This is a genomic window from Methylobacterium sp. J-092 (assembly GCF_022829325.1).
Classification (GTDB): Bacteria; Pseudomonadota; Alphaproteobacteria; order Rhizobiales; family Beijerinckiaceae; genus Methylobacterium.
In genome coordinates, this window is record NZ_JAKSXU010000045.1 from 62,912 (window position 1) to 84,205 (window position 21,294).

General features: G+C 65.5%; 17 protein-coding genes and 2 pseudogenes. 13 read left to right on the forward strand and 6 right to left on the reverse strand.

The annotated features are described in order from the left end of the window. Positions 1-7 precede the first annotated feature (7 nt). The 9 genes and pseudogenes from MKK60_RS02850 to MKK60_RS02890 form a co-directional block, all read left to right on the forward strand. Positions 8-1,171, forward strand: coding sequence for an ABC transporter substrate-binding protein (locus tag MKK60_RS02850; RefSeq protein ID WP_243983860.1), 1,164 nt, complete (start codon positions 8-10; stop codon positions 1,169-1,171). A 73-nt stretch (positions 1,172-1,244) separates the two neighbouring features. Continuing rightward, positions 1,245-2,117: a branched-chain amino acid ABC transporter permease gene (locus MKK60_RS02855; protein WP_243983862.1), complete on the forward strand. Its 873-nt coding sequence runs from the start codon at positions 1,245-1,247 to the stop codon at positions 2,115-2,117. Continuing rightward, positions 2,114-3,142, forward strand: a complete 1,029-nt coding sequence (locus MKK60_RS02860; RefSeq protein ID WP_147859438.1) for a branched-chain amino acid ABC transporter permease — start codon at positions 2,114-2,116, stop codon at positions 3,140-3,142. Before MKK60_RS02855 ends, MKK60_RS02860 begins: the two co-directional genes overlap by 4 nt. Beyond that, positions 3,139-3,966: an ABC transporter ATP-binding protein gene (locus MKK60_RS02865; protein ID WP_243983863.1), complete on the forward strand. Its 828-nt coding sequence runs from the start codon at positions 3,139-3,141 to the stop codon at positions 3,964-3,966. The genes MKK60_RS02860 and MKK60_RS02865 overlap by 4 nt, the downstream gene beginning before the upstream one ends. Then, a complete protein-coding gene (locus MKK60_RS02870) occupies positions 3,959-4,663 on the forward strand; it encodes an ABC transporter ATP-binding protein (protein WP_147725158.1) in 705 nt (234 codons plus the stop codon). The genes MKK60_RS02865 and MKK60_RS02870 overlap by 8 nt, the downstream gene beginning before the upstream one ends. Before the next feature lie 13 nt (positions 4,664-4,676). Further along, a complete protein-coding gene (locus MKK60_RS02875; protein ID WP_243983864.1) occupies positions 4,677-4,988 on the forward strand; it encodes a Rieske (2Fe-2S) protein in 312 nt (103 codons plus the stop codon). An 8-nt stretch (positions 4,989-4,996) separates the two neighbouring features. Further along, complete coding sequence (locus MKK60_RS02880) at positions 4,997-5,272, forward strand: hypothetical protein (RefSeq protein ID WP_243983865.1); 276 nt, start codon at positions 4,997-4,999, stop codon at positions 5,270-5,272. A 136-nt stretch (positions 5,273-5,408) separates the two neighbouring features. Further along, positions 5,409-6,431, forward strand: a complete 1,023-nt coding sequence (locus MKK60_RS02885) for a zinc-binding alcohol dehydrogenase family protein (protein WP_243983866.1) — start codon at positions 5,409-5,411, stop codon at positions 6,429-6,431. Positions 6,432-6,484: 53 nt separating this feature from the next. Continuing rightward, positions 6,485-6,633 (forward strand): annotated as a pseudogene (locus MKK60_RS02890) (IS3 family transposase); the annotation flags it as partial. 462 nt (positions 6,634-7,095) lie between these two features. On the opposite strand, the gene MKK60_RS02895 reads toward MKK60_RS02890, so the two are convergent. Next, positions 7,096-9,747, reverse strand: a complete 2,652-nt coding sequence (locus tag MKK60_RS02895) for an EAL domain-containing protein (protein WP_243983867.1) — start codon at positions 9,745-9,747, stop codon at positions 7,096-7,098. 803 nt (positions 9,748-10,550) lie between these two features. After that, entirely contained in the window at positions 10,551-13,058 is a 2,508-nt protein-coding gene (ligD, locus tag MKK60_RS02900; RefSeq protein ID WP_243983868.1) for a DNA ligase D, read from the reverse strand. A 205-nt stretch (positions 13,059-13,263) separates the two neighbouring features. Here ligD and MKK60_RS02905 point away from each other — a divergent pair, with 205 nt between their 5' ends. The 3 genes from MKK60_RS02905 (at position 13,264) to uvsE (ending at position 16,990) form a co-directional block, all read left to right on the forward strand. Next, positions 13,264-14,172 (forward strand): Ku protein, encoded by a 909-nt coding sequence (locus tag MKK60_RS02905; RefSeq protein ID WP_243983869.1) that lies wholly within the window; start codon positions 13,264-13,266, stop codon positions 14,170-14,172. Between the two features lie 650 nt (positions 14,173-14,822). Then, positions 14,823-15,839 (forward strand): DHH family phosphoesterase, encoded by a 1,017-nt coding sequence (locus MKK60_RS02910; protein ID WP_243983870.1) that lies wholly within the window; start codon positions 14,823-14,825, stop codon positions 15,837-15,839. Continuing rightward, positions 15,836-16,990, forward strand: a complete 1,155-nt coding sequence (uvsE, locus tag MKK60_RS02915; protein ID WP_243983871.1) for a UV DNA damage repair endonuclease UvsE — start codon at positions 15,836-15,838, stop codon at positions 16,988-16,990. The genes MKK60_RS02910 and uvsE overlap by 4 nt, the downstream gene beginning before the upstream one ends. Positions 16,991-17,076: 86 nt before the next feature. Here the strand turns inward: uvsE and MKK60_RS02920 are convergent. Next, positions 17,077-17,277, reverse strand: a pseudogene (locus tag MKK60_RS02920) (DUF4113 domain-containing protein); the annotation flags it as partial. A gap of 236 nt (positions 17,278-17,513) precedes the next feature. Between MKK60_RS02920 and MKK60_RS02925 the strand changes: the two are divergent. Then, on the forward strand, positions 17,514-18,002 hold the full coding sequence (locus tag MKK60_RS02925; RefSeq protein WP_243983872.1) for a hypothetical protein: 489 nt from the start codon (positions 17,514-17,516) through the stop codon (positions 18,000-18,002). 79 nt (positions 18,003-18,081) lie between these two features. Here MKK60_RS02925 and MKK60_RS02930 read toward each other — a convergent pair whose 3' ends face one another. The 3 genes from MKK60_RS02930 to MKK60_RS02940 all read right to left on the reverse strand — a co-directional run bounded on the left by MKK60_RS02930 (position 18,082) and on the right by MKK60_RS02940 (position 20,673). Beyond that, positions 18,082-18,528 carry a hypothetical protein gene (locus tag MKK60_RS02930; protein WP_243983873.1) on the reverse strand — a complete coding sequence of 149 codons (447 nt, stop codon included), beginning with the start codon at positions 18,526-18,528 and terminating at the stop codon, positions 18,082-18,084. 72 nt (positions 18,529-18,600) lie between these two features. Next, the gene (locus MKK60_RS02935; protein ID WP_147725143.1) at positions 18,601-19,095 is read right to left on the reverse strand and encodes a hypothetical protein; all 495 of its coding nucleotides are present in this window, start codon (positions 19,093-19,095) and stop codon (positions 18,601-18,603) included. Positions 19,096-19,128: 33 nt separating this feature from the next. Continuing rightward, entirely contained in the window at positions 19,129-20,673 is a 1,545-nt protein-coding gene (locus MKK60_RS02940) for a chromosome partitioning protein ParA (RefSeq protein ID WP_243983874.1), read from the reverse strand. Positions 20,674-21,294 lie beyond the last annotated feature (621 nt).

Sequence of the window (21,294 nt, forward strand, 5' to 3'; positions counted from 1 at the left end):
GATCGACATGACCCGCAAGACCCTCGCGCCCGCCCTGACACACGCCCTGGCCCTGTCGCTGGTCCTCGCATCGAGCACGGCCTACGCGCAGGCGATCCGCATCGGTGTCAACGAGCCGCTCACCGGAGCGTTCGCGGCATCCGGCACCTACGTAGTCAACGGCGCGAAGATCGCAGCCGACGAGATCAACGCCAAGGGCGGCGTGCTCGGGCGCAAGATCGAACTTGTGATCGAGGACAACAAGAGCAACCCCACCGAGGCCGCGGCAGTGGCCGAGAAGCTGATCACCAGCGATAAGACCCCGGTGCTGATGGGCGCTTGGGGCTCCAGCCTGACGCTGGCCGTGATGCCCAAGCTCGCCGACTACGAGACGGCGATGCTGGTGGAGACCTCTTCGTCCGGCAAGATCACCACGTCCGGCAACCCGTACGTCTTTCGCATCTCGCCGCCCTCGTCCCTGGAGGCCGAGACGTTTGCGCCGATGGTCGCCAAGCTTGGGCTGAAGAAGGTCGACTTCCTCATCCTGAACAACGATTTCGGCCGTGGGGCCGCGGCCGATTTCGGCACGATGATCAAGGGCAAGGGCGTCGCCGTCGGACTCGTCGAGACCATGGATCAGGGGGCGCAGGACATGAGTGCCCAGCTGTCCAAGCTGAAGGCCTCCGACAGCGATACCATCATGATCACCAGCGCCGTCGACCAACTGGTGCTGATCTTCAAGCAGATGGCCGCGCTCGGCCTCAAGAAGCGGGTCATCACCACCGGCGGATCGCAGAACCCGGACCAGATCATCGCACAGGCCGGCAGCGCTGCGGACGGCACAATGCACCTGACGACCTTCCTGCCCTGGTTCCCCGAGAAGACCCCGAACCCGCAGGCCACCGCCTACTTCATCGGCGAATGGAACAAGCGCGGCTTCCAGTTCGCCGGCGTCACCGAGAGTTTTCGCGGGTACGACGGCATCCGGGCGATCGCGCAGGCGATCGAGAAGGCGGGGTCCGCCGATCCCGCCGCGATCACCAAGGCGTTCTGGTCGGTCAACTTCACCGGGCTCAACGGCCCGATCCGCTTCATCAAGGCCGGCCCCGCCGGCAAGGAGAGCGGGCAGAGCAAGCCCGACGTCTACCTGATCGAGATCCGGGACGGGAAGGTCGCGGTTCCGACCCTCTGACGCCGCCAGCCCGATCGATCCCGGCCGGCACCGAGCCCGGCCGGGCCCGCCCGCGACGGACAGGGATTGCCCGATGGCAGAATTCTACCAGCACCTCCTCAACACCCTGGTCCTCGGGGGCACCTATGCGCTCCTCGGGATCGGGCTGACGCTGATCTTCGGGATCATGAACGTCGTGAACTTCACCCACGGGGCGCTCTACACGGTGGGGGCCTACCTCACCTACCTCGCGGTGGCCGCGCTCGGACTGAACTTCTTCCTGGCGCTGCCGGCGGCGATCCTCGGGGGCCTCGTCCTCGGGGCCGCGATCGAGCTCGTGCTGCTGCGGCCGTTGCGCGGCTCCGACATCGACACGACGATGCTGGTGATGATCGGGGCCGGCATCGTGCTGCAATCGGGAACGCTCTGGCTGTTCGGCGGCGTCGCCAAGGCGATCCCGACGCCGTTTCCAGAGGCACCGCTTCAGATCGGGCCGGTTTCCGTCTCATGGCTCCGCCTGTTCGTCCTCGGCACGGCGCTGACGCTGATCGTGCTCACCTACGTCCTGATCAACCGCACCCGGCTCGGCCTCGCCATGCGAGCGGCCTTCCAGGACCACGACACCGCCGCCCTGATGGGGGTCAACGTGCGGCTGATCTACACCGCGACCTTCGCCATAGGGTCGAGCCTCGCTGCCGCCGCGGGCGCGCTCCTCGGCCCCGTCTACGTGGTGTTTCCGCAGATGGGCGGGATGGCCGAGTTGAAGGCCTTCGCCATCGTCATCCTCGGCGGCCTCGGCAACATCACCGGCGCCGCGATCGGCGGCTTCATCCTGGCGCTCGCCGAGGAACTCGGCGCCGGCTACATCTCCTCGGGCTATCGCGACGCGATGGGCTTCCTGATCATCATCGCGGTGCTTGTGTTCAAGCCGACCGGGCTGTTCGCCAAGGCGGAGCGCATCGGATGACCCGGCTCGCCCCCCTCGCCGTTCTTGCGGGCCTCGGCCTGCTGCCGCTGGCGCTCGGCACCAACCCGTATCTCCTCAACGCGATGATCACGACCGGCATCCTGATCATCGCGGCCATGAGCCTGAACCTGCTGCTCGGCTTCACCGGGCAGCTCAGCCTCGGGCACATCGCGTTCTTCGGCATCGGCGCCTACGTCAGTGCCCTGACGAGCCTCGGGTTCGACGTCGACCTCGGCTTCGGCCTGCGCGTCGTGCACGCGCCCTGGCCGGCGGCGATCGGCTTTCCCCTGGCGATCCTGGCGGCGGGCGCGTGCGGCTGGCTCGTGGGGCGGCTGTCGTTCCGGGTGCGCGGCGCCTACTTCGTCATCGTCACGATCTCGTTCGCCGAAGTCGTGCGGCTCGTAGCGCTGAACTGGGTCGAGCTGACCCAGGGGCCGCTTGCGCTTACCGGCATCCCGGCCTTCACCCTCGGCCTGCCGGGGCTCGGCACCTGGACCCTGAAGACCAAGCTGCAGAACTACTATCTTGTCCTCTCGGTCGGTACGCTCTGCTACCTGATCGTCGCCCGCCTCGTCGGCTCGCGCTTCGGCCGGGCGATGCGCGGGCTCAAGGAGAACGAGTCGCTCGCGCTCTCGGTCGGCATCGACGCGACCCGCACGCTCACCATCGCCGCGGTGATCTCGGCGGGAATGGCGGGCGCCGCCGGCAGCCTCTACGCGCACTATCTGCGCATCATCGACCCGGACGTGTTCCAGTTCTCCACCACCGTCACGATGGTGATCATGGTGGTCGGCGGCGGCAAGGGCACCCTGCTCGGGCCGATCATTGGTGGAGTGATCTTCGGGATGCTGCCGGTGGCGCTCCGCCCCGTGATGGCGCCGGAAGCGCAGTGGATGGTCTACGGCCTCGTCCTCATCGCGATCCTGTTCGTGGTGCCGAAGGGCATCGTGCCGGGACTGGCCGGTCTCGTCCGCCGGCGCGCCGGGCCGGCCCCCGCCCCGCTCGCCGCCGAGGTGCACCCATGAGCGCGCCGCTCCTGGCGATCGACCATGTCGGGGTGCGCTTCGGGGGCCTCGTGGCCATCGCCGACCTGCACTTCGACGTCCCTCCGGGCGAGATCGTCAGCCTGATCGGCCCGAACGGGGCCGGGAAGACCACTGCCTTCAACGTGATGACCGGCTTCCTGAAGCCGAGCCGCGGGCAGGTGCGCTTCCGCGGCACCCCGCTCGGCGGCCTCCAGCCCCACGAGATCGTCCGGCTCGGGCTCGCGCGCACGTTCCAGCGCACCAGCGTGTTTCCCGACGACACCGTGTTCGACAACGTGATGATCGGCCTGCACCGACGTGGGGCGTCCGGGGACCATCCGAGGCTGCTCGACACCCTGCTCGGGCGAGACGGCGCCGCGGAGCGGGCCTCGCGGGGGCGGGCACTCGAACTGCTCGATCGGGTCGGCCTCGCCGCGCGCGCCGGCGAGAAGGCGGGCGCGCTCGCCTATGGCGAGCAGCGCCTCGTCGGCGTGGCGTTGGCGCTAGCCAGCAACCCGACGATGCTGCTCCTCGACGAGCCGGTCTCGGGCATGAACGCCTCCGAGACCCAGGTCTTCGTCCGCCTGATCCGCGGCATCCGCGACGACGGCATCACGATCCTGCTGGTGGAACACGACATGCCGATGGTCATGGCGGTCTCCGACCGCATCGCCGTGCTGAACCACGGACGCCTGATCGCGCAAGGGCCGCCGGCGGCGATCCGCACCGATCCGGCGGTGATCGAAGCCTATCTCGGCCAGGGCAGTGCGGCCCGCGAGGCCGCCCACCGAGCCGCCGCGGTACGGGAGACGAGCGATGCTTGAGATCCGCGACCTCGTCTGCGGCTACGGACACGTGACGGCGCTGAAAGGTCTCACGATCGAGGTCCGGGCTGGGCAGCTCGTGGCACTGGTCGGCGCCAACGGGGCCGGCAAGTCGACGACGTTGCGCGCCATCTCGGGCCTCGTCCCCGCCCGCTCGGGTTCGATCCGCCTGGAGGGCCGCGACATCACCGGAGCCGACCCGCGCCGCGTGCTCGGCCATGGGATCGCGCATTGCCCCGAGGGGCGCCGGGTCTTCCCGCAGATGAGCGTCGCCGAGAACCTCGCGATGGGTGCCTATCTCCGGCGAGACAAGGCCGGCATCGCCGCCGACCTCGCCCGGATCTACGGCGAGTTCCCGCGTCTCGCCGAGCGCCGGGCGCAGGCGGCCGGAACCCTTTCGGGGGGCGAGCAGCAGATGCTGGCGATCGGCCGGGCGCTGATGGCGCGGCCCAAGCTCGTCCTGTTCGACGAACCGTCCCTGGGGCTCGCCCCCAACATCGTCGAGCGGATGTTCTCGGTGATCCGCGCGATCTGCGATGCCGGGACGACGGTCCTGCTCGTTGAGCAGAACGCCTTCGCGGCCTTGGAACTCTGCGACTACGCCTACTTGTTGGAGACCGGCCGCATCGTGCTCGCGGGCAAGGGCGCCGACCTGATCGCCGATCCGCACGTTCGCGACGCCTACCTCGGTGGCTGACCCGGAGCGGCCCGTGCGGTTGCACCTCGGTCCTCTCGACATCCTCGACGGGCCGGCGCCGACGCCGATTCTCGTGCGGGGGCATCACCTGATCCTCATGCGGGACGGCGAAAGGCTCGTCGCGGCGGAGCGGGCTTGCCCTCACGAAGGCGCCGACCTGTCGCTCGGGCGCTGCGCGGCGGGCCGGATCCATTGTCCGAGGCACTTGGCCTCCTTCGACCTCAGGTCGGGAAAGGTCTCTCCGGGCTGGTCTTTCCGTGCGCTTCGCCTCTATCGCGTAGATCAGTCACTTGATGGATTCTGGATAACTATCGATCCGACCTGAAGCATGGAATGAACGACGCGAATCCATCGAAATGGAAAACGCGCCGGACGGTCAGGGCAGCCTCGGCCTTCAATCGCGCAGGCGTTCCGCGAGATGCCGTCGTTGCGCCCGATGCTTTCGACACGCCCGCCGACGCCCAGGCTTGGAATGAAGCATCCCTTACGGCGGCGGGCCCGCGAGCGATCCGGCGGCATGATGGCGACGTGGGCCGCGACTGCCTCGTGGGGGTCGATCAATGTCGATATGCCGAGCCGTCGTCCGATGCCGGCGTGAACGACGCTTGAGCCGTTCGGTCCCACGGCGCCGTCAATGGCGGCAGCCCCCACCCGGCACTCATCCGATCCGTTTCCCGGCCTATATGAGCTGGCTTGAAGGCCCTTCATCCCTGGGCGACATCGAACCAAGCGTTAGGAGAGAGCCATGCGTGCCGTCACCTACACCGAAGGTTCACCAATCGAGGCGCCGGGCGCGCTTGTGGACACGACCTTCGCCGATCCCGTCCCCACCGGCCGCGACCTGCTCGTGCGCGTCCACGCCGTCTCCGTGAACCCGATCGACACCAAGGTGCGGCAGGGGGTCTATCAGCAGGCCTGCACGCCGAAGATTCTCGGCTGGGATGCGGCCGGAATCGTCACGGCCGTCGGTCCCGAGGCGCGCCTGTTCAAACCAGGCGACGCGGTGTTCTATGCCGGTGCCCTCGACAGACCTGGCAGCAACGCTACCCTGCAATGCGTGGACGAGCGCCTGGTCGGGCGGAAGCCCGACACCCTGGGCTTCTCGGCCGCCGCCGCATTGCCGCTCACAGCGCTGACCGCCTGGGAGATGTTGTTCGACCGTCTCGACGTCTCCAAGCCAGTGCCCGGCGCCGCGACTGCGCTCCTGATCATAGGCGGCGCGGGTGGCGTCGGGTCGATCGCGATTCAGCTCGCCCGGCAGCTTACCGAACTGACGGTGATCGCTACCGCGTCGCGCCTCGAGACCGCACAATGGTGCCGGGATCTCGGCGCCCACCACATCGTCGACCATTCCAAGCCGCTCGCCGCCGAGGTAGCGGCCCTGGGTCTGGTCAGCGTACCGGGCTTCGTGTTTGCGACGACAGGGACCGATGCGCATCTGCCTCAGATCATCGAGCTGCTTGCGCCGCAGGGGCGGCTCGGCCTGATCGACGATCCCACAACCCTCGACGTGATGCCGCTCAAGCCAAAGAGCCTGTCGCTTCACTGGGAGCTGATGTTCACCCGCTCGCTGTTCGGAACGGCAGACATGGAGCGGCAGCACGAGATCCTCACCGAGGTCTCCCGCCTGATCGACGCGGGAAAACTCCACAGCACGCTCAATGAGTCATTCGGACCTCTCAATGCCACCAACCTCGCGCGGGCTCATGCACTGATCGAGAGCGGTCGCGCGAAGGGCAAAGTCGTTCTGGAAGGCTTCGACGATTAAGCTGGCCTGCCCCTGAAAAGTGGTCCTCCCTGAGCCATGTGGAGGATGTCATCATGGGTCGGAAGCAGCATACGGCTGGAAAATTGTCGCGAAGTTGCGTCAGGTGGATATCCTGGGGTTGCAAGGCCGCTGGGTTGCCGAAGCAATCCGGTCGATCGAGATAACGGAGGTCACGGACTGTCGACGCGCCGGTCGCTGGCGATCTCGGCGCTGTCGCTGGCCAACAGCGCCAACCAGGGCATCCTCCAGCTCCTGCGCTGAGCCGGGTCGGGCCAGCGCGGCCGTACCGCCGCGCTGGCTGCCACGTGGGAAGGCGCCCGAAGCGGTCGGGCAGCGCAACACACGCCGGTGCGCCGATAGTGTGAAATTCGTCGGTCAGGAGGTCGTCATCACCGTCAAGGCGCCACGCGAAGTCCCGACGCCTAACCACCGCCTAGCCACGTGCTCCCGCGAACCCGGCCGGAAGTCCGCGTGATGTCCCGGTTGGCGCAGCACAGCACCAGCATGTCCGAGCGTTTGCATCGGAAGCCGAGGCAAGCCGGGTATGTCAGCCGGGCCGAGTCGGATCCGGAATGACCGTTCGGGGTGGGAAACGTCTGGCTGCTTACAGCCGCGTCCGGTCCTCAAGCGGCATTGATCTTGCAGTTGTAGCATGACGGCTGCTTCACGCCGCCTTCCGCGGGGTTTGCTCTCTCATAATAGCCAGGGCCTGCTCGGGCGTCATCGGCTTGCCGAACAGGAAACCCTGAACCTCCGTGCATCCCGTTTGGGTCACCAGGGCGAGTTGATCCTCAGTCTCGACACCCTCGGCGGTGATCGCGGTCCCAAGACGTTCGCCGATGCTGACCACGGCGCGGACGATGGCCTGCGCGTCGGGGTCGTCGATCTCGCGTACGAACGACCGGTCGATCTTGATCTTGTCGAACGGGAAGCGCCGAAGGTAGCTCAGGCTGGAGTACCCCGTCCCGAAATCGTCCAGGGCGATGCGGACGCCGATGGACCGAAGCCTATGCAGGCAGGCGATGACCGCGTCGCCATCCTGGATCATCAGGCTCTCTGTGATCTCCAGTTCGAGCCTGTTGGCCGCGAGACCGGAGACAGCAAGGGCGTTCGCAACGGCCGCTTCAAGGCCGGGCTGCTGGAACTGGACCGCCGAGACGTTGACGGCGATGCGCGCCTGGATCGGCCACGACGCGGCGAAGCGACAGGCCTCCTCCAGTGCCCAGGTCCCGAGGGGAACCACCAGGCCAGTCTCCTCTGCGATCGGGATGAATTCGGCCGGCGAGACCATCCCGCGGATCGGATGCGGCCAGCGCATCAAGGCCTCGAAGCCACGGACCTGCCCGTCCGTCAGTGCGACGACGGGTTGGTAATACAGCCGAAACTCCGCCTTGCGATGGGCGAGATGCATGTCGAACTCAAGCTTGTTCCTGTCCTCCAGGGCTTCGTCCATTCCCTTGGTGTAGACCTGGGAGCTGTTCCGTCCGGCCCCCTTGGCCCGGTAGAGGGCGAGGTCGGCATGGCGATGCAGGAGGTCCACCTCCAGTCCATGTTCCGGTGCGAGCGCGATCCCGATGCTCGCGCCGATGGTCACCACCTGGCTGCCGAGATGGATCGGTTGGCCGATGGCGTCGATGACGGTCCGTGCGAGCGCCTGCGCGGTCTCAAGCCCGTCCCCCGGCAGGATGATCGCGAACTCGTCCCCGCCGAGGCGCGCGATGACGCCCTCATTCCCGACGGAGTCCCTCAAACGGTCGGCGACGACGCGTAGGAGCCTGTCCCCGGCATGGTGTCCGAGCGTGTCGTTGACGGTCTTGAAGCGGTCGAGGTCGAGGCAGAGCAGCGCGGCTTGACCGTTTCCGAGATCCGCGAGGCATCTTTCGAGCGTCGCGTGGAAGACCACGCGATTGGGTAGGTCGGTGAGGTTGTCGTGACTCGCGACGTGGGCGATGCGCGCCTCAGAGACTTTTCGATCCGTGATGTCGATCTGGAGGCCGACGCAGCGGACGGGCTCGCCGGCCGCGTCGTCGAGCATGCGACCGAAAGACTGCATCCATCGCGGTTCGGCCGGGACCGCAGGATTGGCAATGCGGAACTCGCAGCTGTACGTGGTCCGATCGGCTATGGCGCGCTTTACCTCGTCCCAGACCTTAGGAAGGTCGTCGGGATGGACCTGCACCTTCCAATCGGCCAGCGGGATCTCCATCGCGTCCTGGCCGACCGGTACCGGAAGGTTGTGCATGCGGGCGCTCATCGATGAAAGCCGGACGACGTCGTCGCGCATGTCCCACTCCCAGATGCCCGCCTCGGCCGCCTCCTGGGCGAGACGCAGGAGGTCTCCGGTCGCCTTCAGCGCGGTCTGCGCCGCGATGATGTGGTCGATATCGAGCGCCGTACCGAGCCACTCGATCACCTCTCCGCTGCGCTTCAGCGGAATCATGACGATCCGGTGCCAGCGGTAGTCGCCGTCATGCCGCCTGAGGCGACCTTCGAGTTCGAAAGCCTGCTTGCCCAAGACCGCGGCCTCCCAGGCGCTCGACATGCGGTCGACGTCACCCGGATGGTTGCGGCTGTGGGCCCGGCCGCGCGAACCGTCGGCCTCGCCGTAGTAGGCACGGAAGCTCGCGTTCCGGTAGGCGGTGACGCGGTCCTCCGGCGAGACGGTCCAGACCATCTGCGGCAGGGCATCGGCGAGTGAGGCGTAGCGGGATCGGGCGTCGCGCAACGCATCATCGGTATCCGCCAGCGTCGCCGCCACGCGGCGGTGCTCGGTACGATCCTGGTAGACGCGCAGGTTCGCGGTCACGACCTCGGCCAGGTCGCGGAGCTGGCGGCCCTGCTCGCTCGAGAAGCGTCGCGGCTCGGTATCGATGATGCAGAGTGATCCGACGCGGATGCCGGACCTCAGGATCAGCGGTGCGCCGGCATAGAAGCGGATGCCCGGCTCCCCCGTGACCAGGGGGTTCGACTTGAACCGGGCATCGTCACGGGCATCCTCGACGATGAGGACCTCGTCGGCCTGGATGGTATGGTTGCAGAATGCGACGTCCCGGGACGTTGCGTCGTGGCTCAGCCCGCAGCGCGCCTTGAACCACTGGCGGTCTTCGTCGAGGAGCGAGACCAGGGCAATCGGCATTCCGAACAAGACCTGCGCCGTACGGCAGATCGCATCGAACTGGGTCTCCGGTGCGGTATCAAGGATGTTCAGGTCACGCAGGGCGGCAAGGCGCTCGGCCTCATTGGAAGATCGCAACAAGGGGGTGTTCATCAGCGTGAACTCCAGGATCGGGCGATCCACCATTTTTGAAACCAACATTTACGCGATGTCTCGCTCACGGCGGCTTAATCGATCCTTAATCCTGCCTGGATCGCTGCCGACAATTGTACGCCGAGAACAGACCTATGCCCGAGCAACAGCCCTCTTGAGCCCGCCTGCGAACGAAAGGTGCCAGCGGCGGCTTAACCCCTTAACGCTCAGGGACATTCGCGGGATCTTCGTCGAGCGAACAGGGCGTCGTTTCGATCGGGCCTGGCTTCGTCGGAGAGCCACATGTTTTCTTACCCGGCGTGAAGGGGATGATACTGGTCTCAGTATCCGCTAGGGGAAGAAGGAAGATAGATCTCTTCTAAGACACCTTGCTCGTTCCTCCGCCGCATCCTCGTCGACGTCGCCATCGCCCACGAAATATCGCTTGCGGTACACCAGCTCCTTGATCGCTTCCTGACTGTGTCCAAGCTCTGGATCTGCCCATGCTGGTAGGGCTCCTGGACCAAATCGGCACTGATCCAGAGCGTGATGTCGCTCACAAGCATCGTTACGCGATCCGGCAGGATGTCCCAGGCCTCCTGAGCGAAACGCCGATAGCGATCGAATGATCGCACACGGAAGAGGCACTTCTTTTCCGGTTCGAACGCGGCCGCGGACGGGCGAACGGTCATTGCTGGGTTCGCTGCTGCAAGGACGGCAGTTGGCCGAATGACCGCTTTCGGGCCCGGCGCGAGCAGCCTTGAGCGGCGAGTTTGGGTCGACGGTGGAACATCCGCTTCGGGACGAAGGACCAAAGTCTGGTCGCCAGCCCAAACGCCCCTCGTGAATGGGTACCAAGCGTCAGGTTTCGCCTACGAGGTCCGTCGACGGGGTCGGCGCCCAGCAACCTCGAGCGGACGAGCCGCGCGTTCGAACCCGGTCCAGGGATCGCGCTGTAATGCGGACAGGCGCCCCAGCAGGCTTGTAACGTCGAAGCGCGCCCCGGAGCCGAGCGACGGAAGTTCGTTCCAATCGATGGGAACGGATACGGGCGCCCCGGGGCGCGCCCGGGTGGAGAAGGCCGCGACGGCGGTCGCGCCTTGCTGGTTGCGCAGGTAGTCCACGTAAATCCGTCCCTCCCTGGCCTTCCTCGACACGGTCGCGACGAAGCTGTCGGGGACGTCCTTCGCCATCTCGGATGCGATGCGCTTCGCGAAGGCCTTGGCCTCGTCCCAGCCGACCTTCGGCTCGATCGGCACGATGACGTGCAGCCCCTTGCCGCCGGTGGTCTTCACGAAGCTGGCGAGGCCCGAGGCCGACATCCGCTCGCGCACCTCCAGCGCGCCGGCGACGAGATCGTCCCACGCGACGCCGTCGCCCGGATCCAGGTCGAACACCAGCCGGTCCGGCCGATTCGGGTCCGAGACCGTCGCCCCCCATGGATGGATCTCCAGCACGCTCGACTGGACGAGGGCGCGAAGGCCATCCCGATCCCGGATCACGACGGTGTTCTCCCCGTCCACGGACCGGATATGGCGGTCGTCGAGACCGGCCCAGGCGTGTTTCTGGTAGAAGCAGGATCCGAGGCCATCTGGGCACCGGAGAAGCGATAGCGGCCGGTCGACGACGTGCGGCAGGATTCGGTCGGCAACCTCTTCGTAATACTCGGCGAGACCCTCCTTGGTCAGGCCGACGTCGGGCCAGAGCACGCGATCCGGATGCGTCAGCGGCGTGGCCTTCACCGGCGGCTTCCGCATACGAGGCTTCGCGGCCGCGGCCCCCTTCTCCCGTACGACCTCCTCAGGCCGCACGTCGCTCCGGAGGGTCTTGAAGGACGCGTGCCGAAGCTGGCGGTCGCCCGTCCACCCGCGGAACGTGACCTCGCAGACGAGCCGGGGCTCGACCCAGCGGGCGTTGCGGCGCGCCGGCGGCGGCAGCTCGGCCGCGAAGGGCGCCGCCGGGATGCGCAGCGGTTCCAGCTGCGTCCAGAGATCCCGCGCAACCGCGTCGCGGAAGCCGGTGCCGACCCGCCCGACGTGGACGAGGGTGCCGTCCTCGTGCGTCCCGAGGATCAACGACCCGACGGACCTGGACGCGGTGGTCGACGGCATGTAGCCGGCGACGACGAACTCCTTCGACAAGCTGCATTTGATCTTGCGCCAGGCATCGGTCCGGCCCGAGCGGTGGGGCGCGTCAGCGCGCTTGGCGACGATGCCTTCCAGTCCGAGCCTGCAGGCGTGGCGCGCCATGGCCTCGCCATCGGCGGTGAGATGCTCGCTGAACCGGATGGGGCCGCCCGGCGGGGCGTCGTCGAGGACCTGCAGCAGCAGGTCCTTGCGTTCGGTCAGGGGCAGGGCACGCAGATCCCTGCCGTCGAGGTAGAGCAGATCGAAGGCGTAGACGACCGCCGATCCCGTATCGCCGGCGGCGAGCGCCTGTTGCAGGGCGGAGAAGCTGGAGACCCCGCTCTCCGTCTCGACGACGATTTCGGCGTCGATCAGGGCCGAGGGCAGCTTCATACCCTTCAGGGCCTGGGCCGCGGCTTCGAACTTCGCGGTCCAGTCGAGGCCCGAGCGCGTCAGAAGCTTCACCGAGCCGCCGGCGATGCGGGCCTGCATGCGGTAGCCATCGTGCTTGATCTCGTACAGCCAGCCGTCGCCGGTGGGTACGTCGTCGACGAGGGTCGCGAGCGCGGGTTCGACGAAGGGCGGCAGGATCGCCTGGCGGGCCCCCTTGGAGCGGCTCGCGGGCGGCTTCGTCCTCCGCTCGGCGGCGACCTCGGCGCGGGCCGCATGATCGGCTCTGACGACCCCGCCCTCGGCGAGATCCTGGTTGGTCCGGCCCGACAGGACCGAGGCCTCGTGCTCGACGAGGATGTCGCCGTCGCGGCGGGCGTGCTCGTCGTCGGCCTTCACCAGCAACCAGGGCTGCTTCTTCTCGCCGCCGCGGCCCTTCATGCGCACGAGATGCCATCGGCCCACGAGCCTTTCGCCGTGCAGGGCGAATTCGAGGTGCCCCTTCGCCAGTCCAACGGACGGATCACCCATGGGCTCCCAGGAACCGGTGTCCCAGACGATCATGGTCCCACCGCCATACTGGCCCTTCGGGATCGCGCCCTCCCAGGCCAGATAGTCGACCGGGTGATCCTCCGTCTGGACCGCGAGCCGCTTCTCGGCGGGCGACAGGCTCGGTCCGCGCGTCACCGCCCAGCTCTTGAGCACCCCGTCCATCTCGAGCCGCAGGTCGTAGTGCAGACGCCGCGCGTCGTGCTTCTGGACGACGAACCGCGCCTTCGCCGCCTTGCGGCCGCGCTTGCCCTTGGGCTCGGGCGAGGCCCCGAAGTCCCGCTTGTCCCGATAGGATCTGAGCAGCTCGGTCATCGTCCTGTGAGAACCGGAACGGCCCGCTCGGGTTCCTGAGCCGACTCCTTCGGCAGGGCCATCTACAATAATGGGCAGGTTATCCACAGCTGCGCCTGTGGAGGAACGAGTCGAGTTGGACTCTCGTTGAACCGTCAAGCTCCCGACCTTCGCGGCGCGAAGGCATCGGCGGCCGGAAATACTTCGACGGACACAGGAGACGGACGTGGCAGCCCGCGCCAACTGGAAAGGTCATCTTCGACTTTCACTCGTCTCCTGTGCGGTCGGACTGTATCCGGCAGTCAGCTCGTCGAGGGAGCTGAAGTGCCATACGATCAACCGCGAGACCGGCAACCGTCTCAAGCAGCTGATGGTCGATTCCGTGACCGGCGACACCGTGGATCGCGACGATCAGGTCAAGGGATGCGAGATCGCCAAGGACGACCTCGTGCCGATCGAGGACGACGAACTCAGCGAGATCGCCCTGGAGAGCACGCACACGATCAACATCGAGGCGTTCTGCAGGCGCGCGGAGGTCGACGAGCGCTACCTGGACAAGCCGTACTACCTGGCGGCCGAGGACAAGGTCTCGCGCGAGGCCTTCGCCGTGATCCGAGATGCGATGAAGAAGAAAGGCATGGCCGGGCTCGGCCGCATCGTCATCTACAAGCGCGAGCGGGTGGTCCTGCTCGAACCGTACGGCAAGGGCCTGCTCGCGACGCTGCTGCGATACGAGGACGAGGTCCGCTCGCCGACGGCCTACTTCGAGGACATGCCCGACGGCGATCCCACGGCCGAGATGCGGGCGCTCGCCGAGGAGCTGATCGCGCGCTCCACCCGAAAGTTCGATCCGTCGAAGTTCGAGGACCGCTACGAGGAGGCGCTGATCGCCCTGGTGAAGGGCAAGGCACCGAAGCCGGCGAAGGGCAAGAGCAAGGGCAAGGCGAAGGCCGGTGCGCCGAACTCCGGTAACGTCGTGAACCTGATGGAGGCCCTTAAGCGCAGCATCAGGTCCGAGAATGGGGAGGGATCAGCGAAGGTGCAGCCGCGCAAGACCAAGGCGAAGACCTCGACGGCTACGCGGAAGCGCATTTCGGGCAAGGCTATGGCCGGCAAAACCCGGAAGGCCGCTTGACCCGGCGTGTGACCGACGTCGCCGGTCAACGCTCTTGACCGACAATCCGACGCTCCGACGGCCGCTTTCGCTGCGGTTGCTAGCCCGATGCGCGAACCATGAAGCGCCCGATCTGGATTCGACGGTTGTTCCAGTTGGTTGGCGTATGGCGGCCGTCCTTCCATTCGGTTCGCGGCGATGCGTTCACGGAGACTGACGGCACGTTGCGCAATCGCGGCCGCGATACAGTGGCGACAGGGCTTTCCCGGTCCAAGGGCATCGCAGCTGCCGGGAAACCGGCAGGTCGGACCAGGCATGGCTCCCAGAGCCCCTCGACGTGATTCCGACCAGATCCTAACATCCTCCGACCCCGGACATCAGCAGGCCGATGCCGTTTGGGAGGCCGTATGGTGCCGACGGCCGATCGCCTGTGCGCTTGCACCCCGGGCAATGGAATCTTTGAACAGAATTCTCTGATTGGCCTGCCATCGGTTCCGAAACTCGGACGTTGCCTCGCCGGGCGATGCGCATCTCTGGCTTGCATCAAAGGATTTCGGGGCCGGCCTTCGAACGGGGCCACAGGGTATGAAATGACGGGTGGGTCAGTGAGGTCTCGAATGGTCGGAAGCCTGTCATCGCATGGCGATACACGAGGGTCGGCACGGGACGCGATGAAGGCCGCCCTCGCGAAGTTCAACAAAGAGAAGCCCATCCTGATCGTCAGCCATTTCGATGCGGACGGTCTGACCGCGGCCGCCATACTGGTGCGAGCCCTCCGGCAAGCGGGATGGGAGGCGGTATCGGTCGTTGTCGGTAAGGGGGAGTCACCGTGGGACCCCCAGGTCGCCGACCGGCTGGGCGAGCACGAGCCCGGCGGACTGATCCTGGCCGACCTCGGCACCCGAGCCGACCCCGTGCTGTCGGGCTGCCCGACACTCGTCATCGACCACCACGTCCCGACCGGCGAACCGAGGGACGCGATCACGATCAGCGGGAACGGTCTCGTCCCTGAGCCGACCACCGCCCTGCTTGCCTGGTGGGCCGTTGGCGCCATGGGGGACCAGGCCGACCTGCTATGGCTGGCGGCGGTGGGCCTGATCGGCGACATGGCCGAGGGCCTCGACTTCCCGGAGATCGCCGAGGCCCAGGCTCGCTGGGGCAAGACGGCCCTTCGCGATGCCACGTCGCTCGTCAACGCCCCCCGCCGAACCGCGGCGGCCGATGCAGGGCCGGCGTTACGACTTCTGCTGGCCTCGGACGGCCCAAAACGCATCACCAAGGGCGACGATGCCGATGCGTTAGCCTTGCACGCGGCCAAGACCGAGGTCCGGGCGGCCATGGACACGGCCAAGCGCGTGCCGCCCGCCATCGGCGGCGACGTCGCGCTGATATCGCTCGACTCCCCGTGCCAGATCCATCCCCTGATCGCCCAGCAATGGCGGGGGCGCCTGAAGAACAAGATCGTGATCGCCGCGAACGCGGGCTATCGCCCCGGCTGGGTGCATTTCGCCGCTCGGTCGGCCAGCGGGCGCGATCTCATCGCCTTCCTCGCCGAGCATCGTCCGGCCAACGCCGACGGGCGCTACGGCAACGGCCACGCCCAGGCGACAGGCGGGGCGCTGCGCAACGCCGACTGGAACGACTTCATCCAGGGACTCGGGTTTCCCCAGGCACAGGTGCAGGCATGACCGGCAATGATCGTCCCTTGCGGCTGGGCTTTCCCGTCAAGGTGATGGGGCGGCCAGACCTGAAGTCGCAGGACACCCGGCGCTGGCAGAAGGATCCGCATCTCAAGTGCTCCCTCGAACTGCTGGACCACGTGCTGGACTACCTCAAGTCCAAGAACCTCGACATGTACCGGATGTCGTCGGACATCGCGCCTTATGCGACCCACCCGGACATGCCCCGGTTTCACAACATGGTGGCGGAGAGCGATGCCGAGCTGCGGGCGTTCGGCGCAAAGGCCCGGGCCTACGACATCCGGCTGTCGTTCCATCCCTCGCAGTACGTGCTGCTGAACGCTCCGAACCCCGAGCTCACGAAGAAGAGCATCTGGGATCTCTCCAGCCAAGCCGAGATGCTGGACCGGATGGAGCTGGACGACGAGGCGGTGATGATCACCCATGTCGGTGGCGTCTACGACGACCACGAGGCGAGCCGGGCGCGTTGGGTTGACGGCTGGAACCTCTGCCCGGAGCACGTGAAGCGCCGTCTGGTGCTGGAGAATGATGACCTGCGCTTCTCGGCGGCGGACGTGCTCTGGATCCACGAGCGTACCGGGGTGCGGTTGATCTTCGACTACCAGCATTTCTGGTGCCTCAATCCCGAGCGGCTGGACATGCGCGAGACCTTCGAGCGCTTCCTTGCGACGTGGCCCGCTGGCGTCCGCCCGAAAATGCATTTCTCCTCGCCGCGCACCGAGTTGCGCGAGATCAAGCAAAAGATCACCCCCAAGCAACGAGAGGCGGCCAAGGCCGGAAAAGCCAGGGGTAAATCGAAGGAGGTGTTGAAGGCGCCGATCAAGGCGACGGCACGGGTGAAGACGGTGTTGCGGCCCCCGGTCTGGACGGGTCACGCCGACTTCACCAACCCCTTCGAGTTCGCGACGTTCATGCGGATGGCCGAGGGATTGGTTTTCGACGTGATGCTGGAAGGAAAATCCAAGGACCTCAGCCTCCTGCGTCTTCGCCCCGATTTGCTGCGGTTCGCACCCGACGTCGCCGCCCGGTTTGGGATCACCCCGCAGGCAGCGACGGACGACGAGGAGCAGCTGGAGGAAGGCGTCGACGCCGACGATGAGGCGGATGTCGACGAGGGGCGCGCTGAAGCCGTGGAATGACCCTGGAAATCCCGGGACGCCACCTCAAAGGTGCGCACTTCACGACAAGACGACCCTGCTGCGACGGCCCGCCATACCGCCGGTCGCGCGTGCGCCATCGCCAACTTGCCGACCTGGCTCGTGTAGCGCGGCGTCCGCATCTCAAACTTCGTGCTCCATGTCCGTTTCCTCACGAGTCTAGCCCGGGCGGGGACGACGCTGCCGCGGCCGAAGCGGGCGTTGCAGGCGTCGATCGCCGCCATCAGCGGCCGGGAGCGCTCGCGGTCGAGTTGGCCGATCGATGCGCGAACAGGAGAGGGTCTTGCACGGTATCGAGAACGCGTGGCGCTGGGGTCCCATGCTAAAGGTCAAGCTCCATCGGCAGCGGAAGGCCTTGGTACGGCACAAGGCTGGGAGAGCTGTGTGGAGATCGGCCGGAGCTAGGACGCCGTGACTTGCAAACCGGACACTAGATAGCTTAAATTTACTATCATCAATAATCGCGGCCTACCTAAATGGCGCCCGCGTCGCGCCAAGGAGCTCCATGAAACCGGTAAAGAGATTCCCTTTTGGATACCTCTCAGCTCTCGATGCGTCTAATCAAGGGGATGCTGTCGGCACTCATATCACGAAGGTGCTACCGCTTGTCAGTCACTTCGACAGCGTTGGAACAGAGATTACCTCTGACCCTCGTTCGCCACCTGAGGATTGGTCAAAACTAATCGATCGGGTTCGTCAGGCGGCCCAGCATGCTCGTGATATTGAGGCGCAGGCTCAGGAACAGGAATTGCGCGTTCAGGCATTGCTCGACCGTGTCCGGCAGGATGTCCGGGATGCCGCTGAGCGTGTCCGGGCTGCCGAGGCACGCTCTGCCGATATCCAGAGCCGCGCCGACGCCTTGCTAAAGGCTGCCGACGAAAAACTGCTGGCGGCCGAGGAGCGTGCGCGTATCTCCGAGGAGTGGCTGGCGCGGGTCCAGGAAACTATCGTGGCAGAATTTTCAGAGAAGCCAGCCTTAAAACACGTTATCTGATGTCGGCCTTCAAAATGACCACAGGCAAGATAGAGACGAATGATAGCTTTTGTATAAATCTCTTAATTTGATGAAGCGTTCATTCGCCGCCATGGCGCTCGCGCGGCTGATCTATTAATTCGAACGTAATGGCGGCCTGTACCTTCTCGAGCCAACCTTCGGCGCTTTCAGCGCGCCTCTCGGCAGCTTCTGCCCTTTTTTCAGCTTCTAGAATTCTTGCATTTGCCATCTCGCAGAGACGGAGTGCGCCGTCCAGCTCAACGAGCGCCATATAGGCGACACGCTCTGCCTCGGTGGATTTCTCCTGTAAAACCCTGACCTCATGGTCCAGGTTCCTGATTTGCGTGGCGTAGTCCAGGCGTTCCTGCTTGATGCGAGCGAGCAGCAGGCACGCATCGGAATGGATCTTGTTGCGCCAAAGGTCGAAACTGGTAATTTCTGTCTCGGCCTGCGCAATCAGTTCAAGGACGACACCCGCATTGACCTTGGCAAAATGCAACGGTGTAGCAAGGCTCGACGAGCCCACCTGAGCATGATCGGCGGAAGTAGCCGTAAACGAGGACGTCGGGTCCGACCTGAACACTGCACCGAGTCCGTTTCAGTCAGAGGGTTCGCCATTGAGGGACGCGGCTTTCTGTGCGGCCCTCGATCCGAAAGCCGTGATTGCCGCGTCGTGAAGCCGGACGAGCCACGCCTCAGCTTCGTGGGCCCGGCTTTCGGCCAGACGCGCGCGCTCCTCGGCACGAGAAAGCTTCTGCTCCGTGAGCGAAATCTGCTGATTCAGACGGCGCATCTCCTCCGATGCCTGGGTGGTGACATGCGTAAGCTGGGCTTCCAATTCCGCAGCTCGCTGCTCACCGATGCGGATCGCTTCGCTCGCCTCTTCGATGAGATCGACGGCGGCCGACCACTCCCTCAGGGGCGGCCCTCCTGCATTCTCCGGGTTTGCCGACATCGCTCCAGACCCACCTTCCGATGACGGGAGGAAGCTGACGACCTTTTCTCCAGGCTTCGTCGCGTTCGATTGCCATGCACGAAGCATCATCGACTGCCCCGTAGAGAACGGCATGTCTTTGGAGGCGGGATCGCTCATCCTAAACCTTGTTCCGCAATGAATATTTGATCGTTAATTTTGAACGGCTGGGTTGAACGGCCGGACGTTGCTGACGGGCTCCGACGTTGGCTCGGCACCAACCGGAGACGCATCCTCTTCCCCGGCCCGCCATCCTCGGCCCGAGCGTTTGAGGACTTCGTACTGCTTCTGAAGCGATACACGCGTTTCCCGGGCGATGTCCAAGGCGCCTTGGACCAGAGCGCGCTCCGAGCGCTCGTTCTGCAAGTCCTCCGTCAACCGCCGGTTTGCCAACTCGAACTCGGCGCGCGCCGCTTCCTGACGATGGGTCATCTGCTCGATGCGCTCGACGAGGGCAGCGTTGCGAATGCCAGCTTGCTCGACCGCCGCCTCTCGGGCCGCCAGCGCCTTGCCGAGCATGTCGCAGCGCGATTCGAGCTCACCGCGCAACCGCTGCATGTCGAGGAACCGTTCGGTCTGACGCGCCAGATCGGTCTGTAGGGAGTCCAAGCGCCTCTCCGCAGTGGTACGCGCGATGCTAGCCTCTTTGAAATTGCGATCCGCGATCCTGTGCGCCTCATCCTTCTCACGGAGTTGGTTGCGTGCCTGGCCGAGCAGCTGCTCGTTCGATTCCGCTCGATTGGTCGCGGCTTCGAGCTTCATGGCCAATCCTGAGCGCTCGGTGCGCAAGAAGCTGAGGTCCGTCTCGTGTTGAGCCTCGTTCCTTTCTCGCGCGGCGACCTCGCTCGCGAGCTGGCTCTCGGCCGCCCGCAAGCGGTGGCGCTCCACGTCAGCCAGAGCCTCCAAGCTTCGATGGCGGCTCTCCAGTTCCGAGAGCTGAACGGCCTGCTCCTCGTTGAGCGTCGTCATGCGGCGGTTGTCCGCATCGAGGACACCAAGGCTCTCGCGGGCGCCGAGCAGCTCATGCTCCGATCGTGCGAGCGCGCTGTCGGCGGCCTGTGCTTCCAGCCGCAGGGCTTTGTTCTCGCCGCTCAAAGCCTTCACCTGTTCGGCTTCAGCGAAGAGTTGCCGCTCCATGTTTTCGATGGAGAGCGCTTTGTCGCGGATCTCGACACGCTGGTCGGCGATCGTAGCATCCGCGGCGCGCAACTGGTTCTCAGATCGATCGGCTCGCGCGAGGGCATCGGAGAGCTCGGTCGCCAGACCTGCCGATCGGGTGAGAAGCTCCGCGACTTCGAGCCTGATCGTTCGGCTCGATTGGAATTCCTGCGCAAGCGACGTCTCGAGTTCGGCGATGCGCATGCTTGCGCGAGGCAGTTCATCGCTAATACTGATGATCGGCTCGAGAATGGAGGAAAAATCTTCCTCCAATGTCCTCAAGTCCTCCAGGCGATCCATCATCGCATTGATGCGCTGCCTTACGACCTCATCGCGCTGGCCGATCGAGTCGAGAGACAACGGCTTCTCTGCGCGCGCCGCGCTCGTCCGTTTCATTGGGCTATCGAACGCATCGAGGTTCGCTTTGGGCAGGGCGATGTCAGGCTTGGGCTGTCTCGATACCTCATCGACCGGCGCATCCTTCAGCGACGAGCCAGACGACGGCGAGGCCAGCACGTTCCGAAAAGATGACCATGCCATCGCGAAGACGATCCTATACGCATTAAATACCTATTATAGGCATAAGTAGATTTATATCACGCAAATCTATCAAAGGCGAATCCCAAATGCGGCGGGGACATTCGGATCGACATCGAGCGTTGTTTTTTGATTCAAGCTCGTTCAAGCGTCCAGTTTCGGCGTCTAGTCGAATGCGCGCAGAAATTTTCGGATGAGAATGCGTCCTCTCATGGATGGGTTGTTCGTTTTTTTCCTATAAGGAATGTTGAAGGCTTTCCGATGTACAGTGGGCGATCGCGCTGACATCTGCGGCGGCGGCGCCCACGTCGCGCGATGACGATCTCGGCCACAAGGGAGCTGCCGTTGATGGTGAGCAGGCGCCGGCTGTCAGCCGTCCCAAGCGACGCAGAGCCCCCGTCGAGGTCACCGGGGGGGGGGGGGGGGGGGGGGGGGGAAAGCGCGCGCCACAACGGGGGGACCGGGGCGGGCGTGGGCGCCGCCCAAACGGACCCCAACCTTTTGCCCCTCTGTCTGGACACCCCCGCACAACAAGGCAAGAGATTCTGGCGTTATTGTATGGGTGTGGAGCACTGTGTGATGGTGTTGCTGACTAAGGCTTCATCGAAGACATGGTATCTGACC

What these genes read in the sequence shown, in the direction of transcription:
- MKK60_RS02850 (WP_243983860.1), top strand. Translation starts at nt 8, where the DNA reads ATGACCCGCAAGACCCTCGCGCCCGCCCTGACACACGCCCTGGCCCTG.
- MKK60_RS02855 (WP_243983862.1), top strand. Translation starts at nt 1,245, where the DNA reads ATGGCAGAATTCTACCAGCACCTCCTCAACACCCTGGTCCTCGGGGGC.
- MKK60_RS02860 (WP_147859438.1), top strand. Translation starts at nt 2,114, where the DNA reads ATGACCCGGCTCGCCCCCCTCGCCGTTCTTGCGGGCCTCGGCCTGCTG.
- MKK60_RS02865 (WP_243983863.1), top strand. Translation starts at nt 3,139, where the DNA reads ATGAGCGCGCCGCTCCTGGCGATCGACCATGTCGGGGTGCGCTTCGGG.
- MKK60_RS02870 (WP_147725158.1), top strand. Translation starts at nt 3,959, where the DNA reads ATGCTTGAGATCCGCGACCTCGTCTGCGGCTACGGACACGTGACGGCG.
- MKK60_RS02880 (WP_243983865.1), top strand. Translation starts at nt 4,997, where the DNA reads ATGAACGACGCGAATCCATCGAAATGGAAAACGCGCCGGACGGTCAGG.
- MKK60_RS02885 (WP_243983866.1), top strand. Translation starts at nt 5,409, where the DNA reads ATGCGTGCCGTCACCTACACCGAAGGTTCACCAATCGAGGCGCCGGGC.
- MKK60_RS02895 (WP_243983867.1), bottom strand. Translation starts at nt 9,747, where the DNA reads ATGTTGGTTTCAAAAATGGTGGATCGCCCGATCCTGGAGTTCACGCTG.
- ligD (WP_243983868.1), bottom strand. Translation starts at nt 13,058, where the DNA reads ATGACCGAGCTGCTCAGATCCTATCGGGACAAGCGGGACTTCGGGGCC.
- MKK60_RS02910 (WP_243983870.1), top strand. Translation starts at nt 14,823, where the DNA reads ATGAAGGCCGCCCTCGCGAAGTTCAACAAAGAGAAGCCCATCCTGATC.
- uvsE (WP_243983871.1), top strand. Translation starts at nt 15,836, where the DNA reads ATGACCGGCAATGATCGTCCCTTGCGGCTGGGCTTTCCCGTCAAGGTG.
- MKK60_RS02925 (WP_243983872.1), top strand. Translation starts at nt 17,514, where the DNA reads ATGAAACCGGTAAAGAGATTCCCTTTTGGATACCTCTCAGCTCTCGAT.
- MKK60_RS02935 (WP_147725143.1), bottom strand. Translation starts at nt 19,095, where the DNA reads ATGAGCGATCCCGCCTCCAAAGACATGCCGTTCTCTACGGGGCAGTCG.
- MKK60_RS02940 (WP_243983874.1), bottom strand. Translation starts at nt 20,673, where the DNA reads ATGGCATGGTCATCTTTTCGGAACGTGCTGGCCTCGCCGTCGTCTGGC.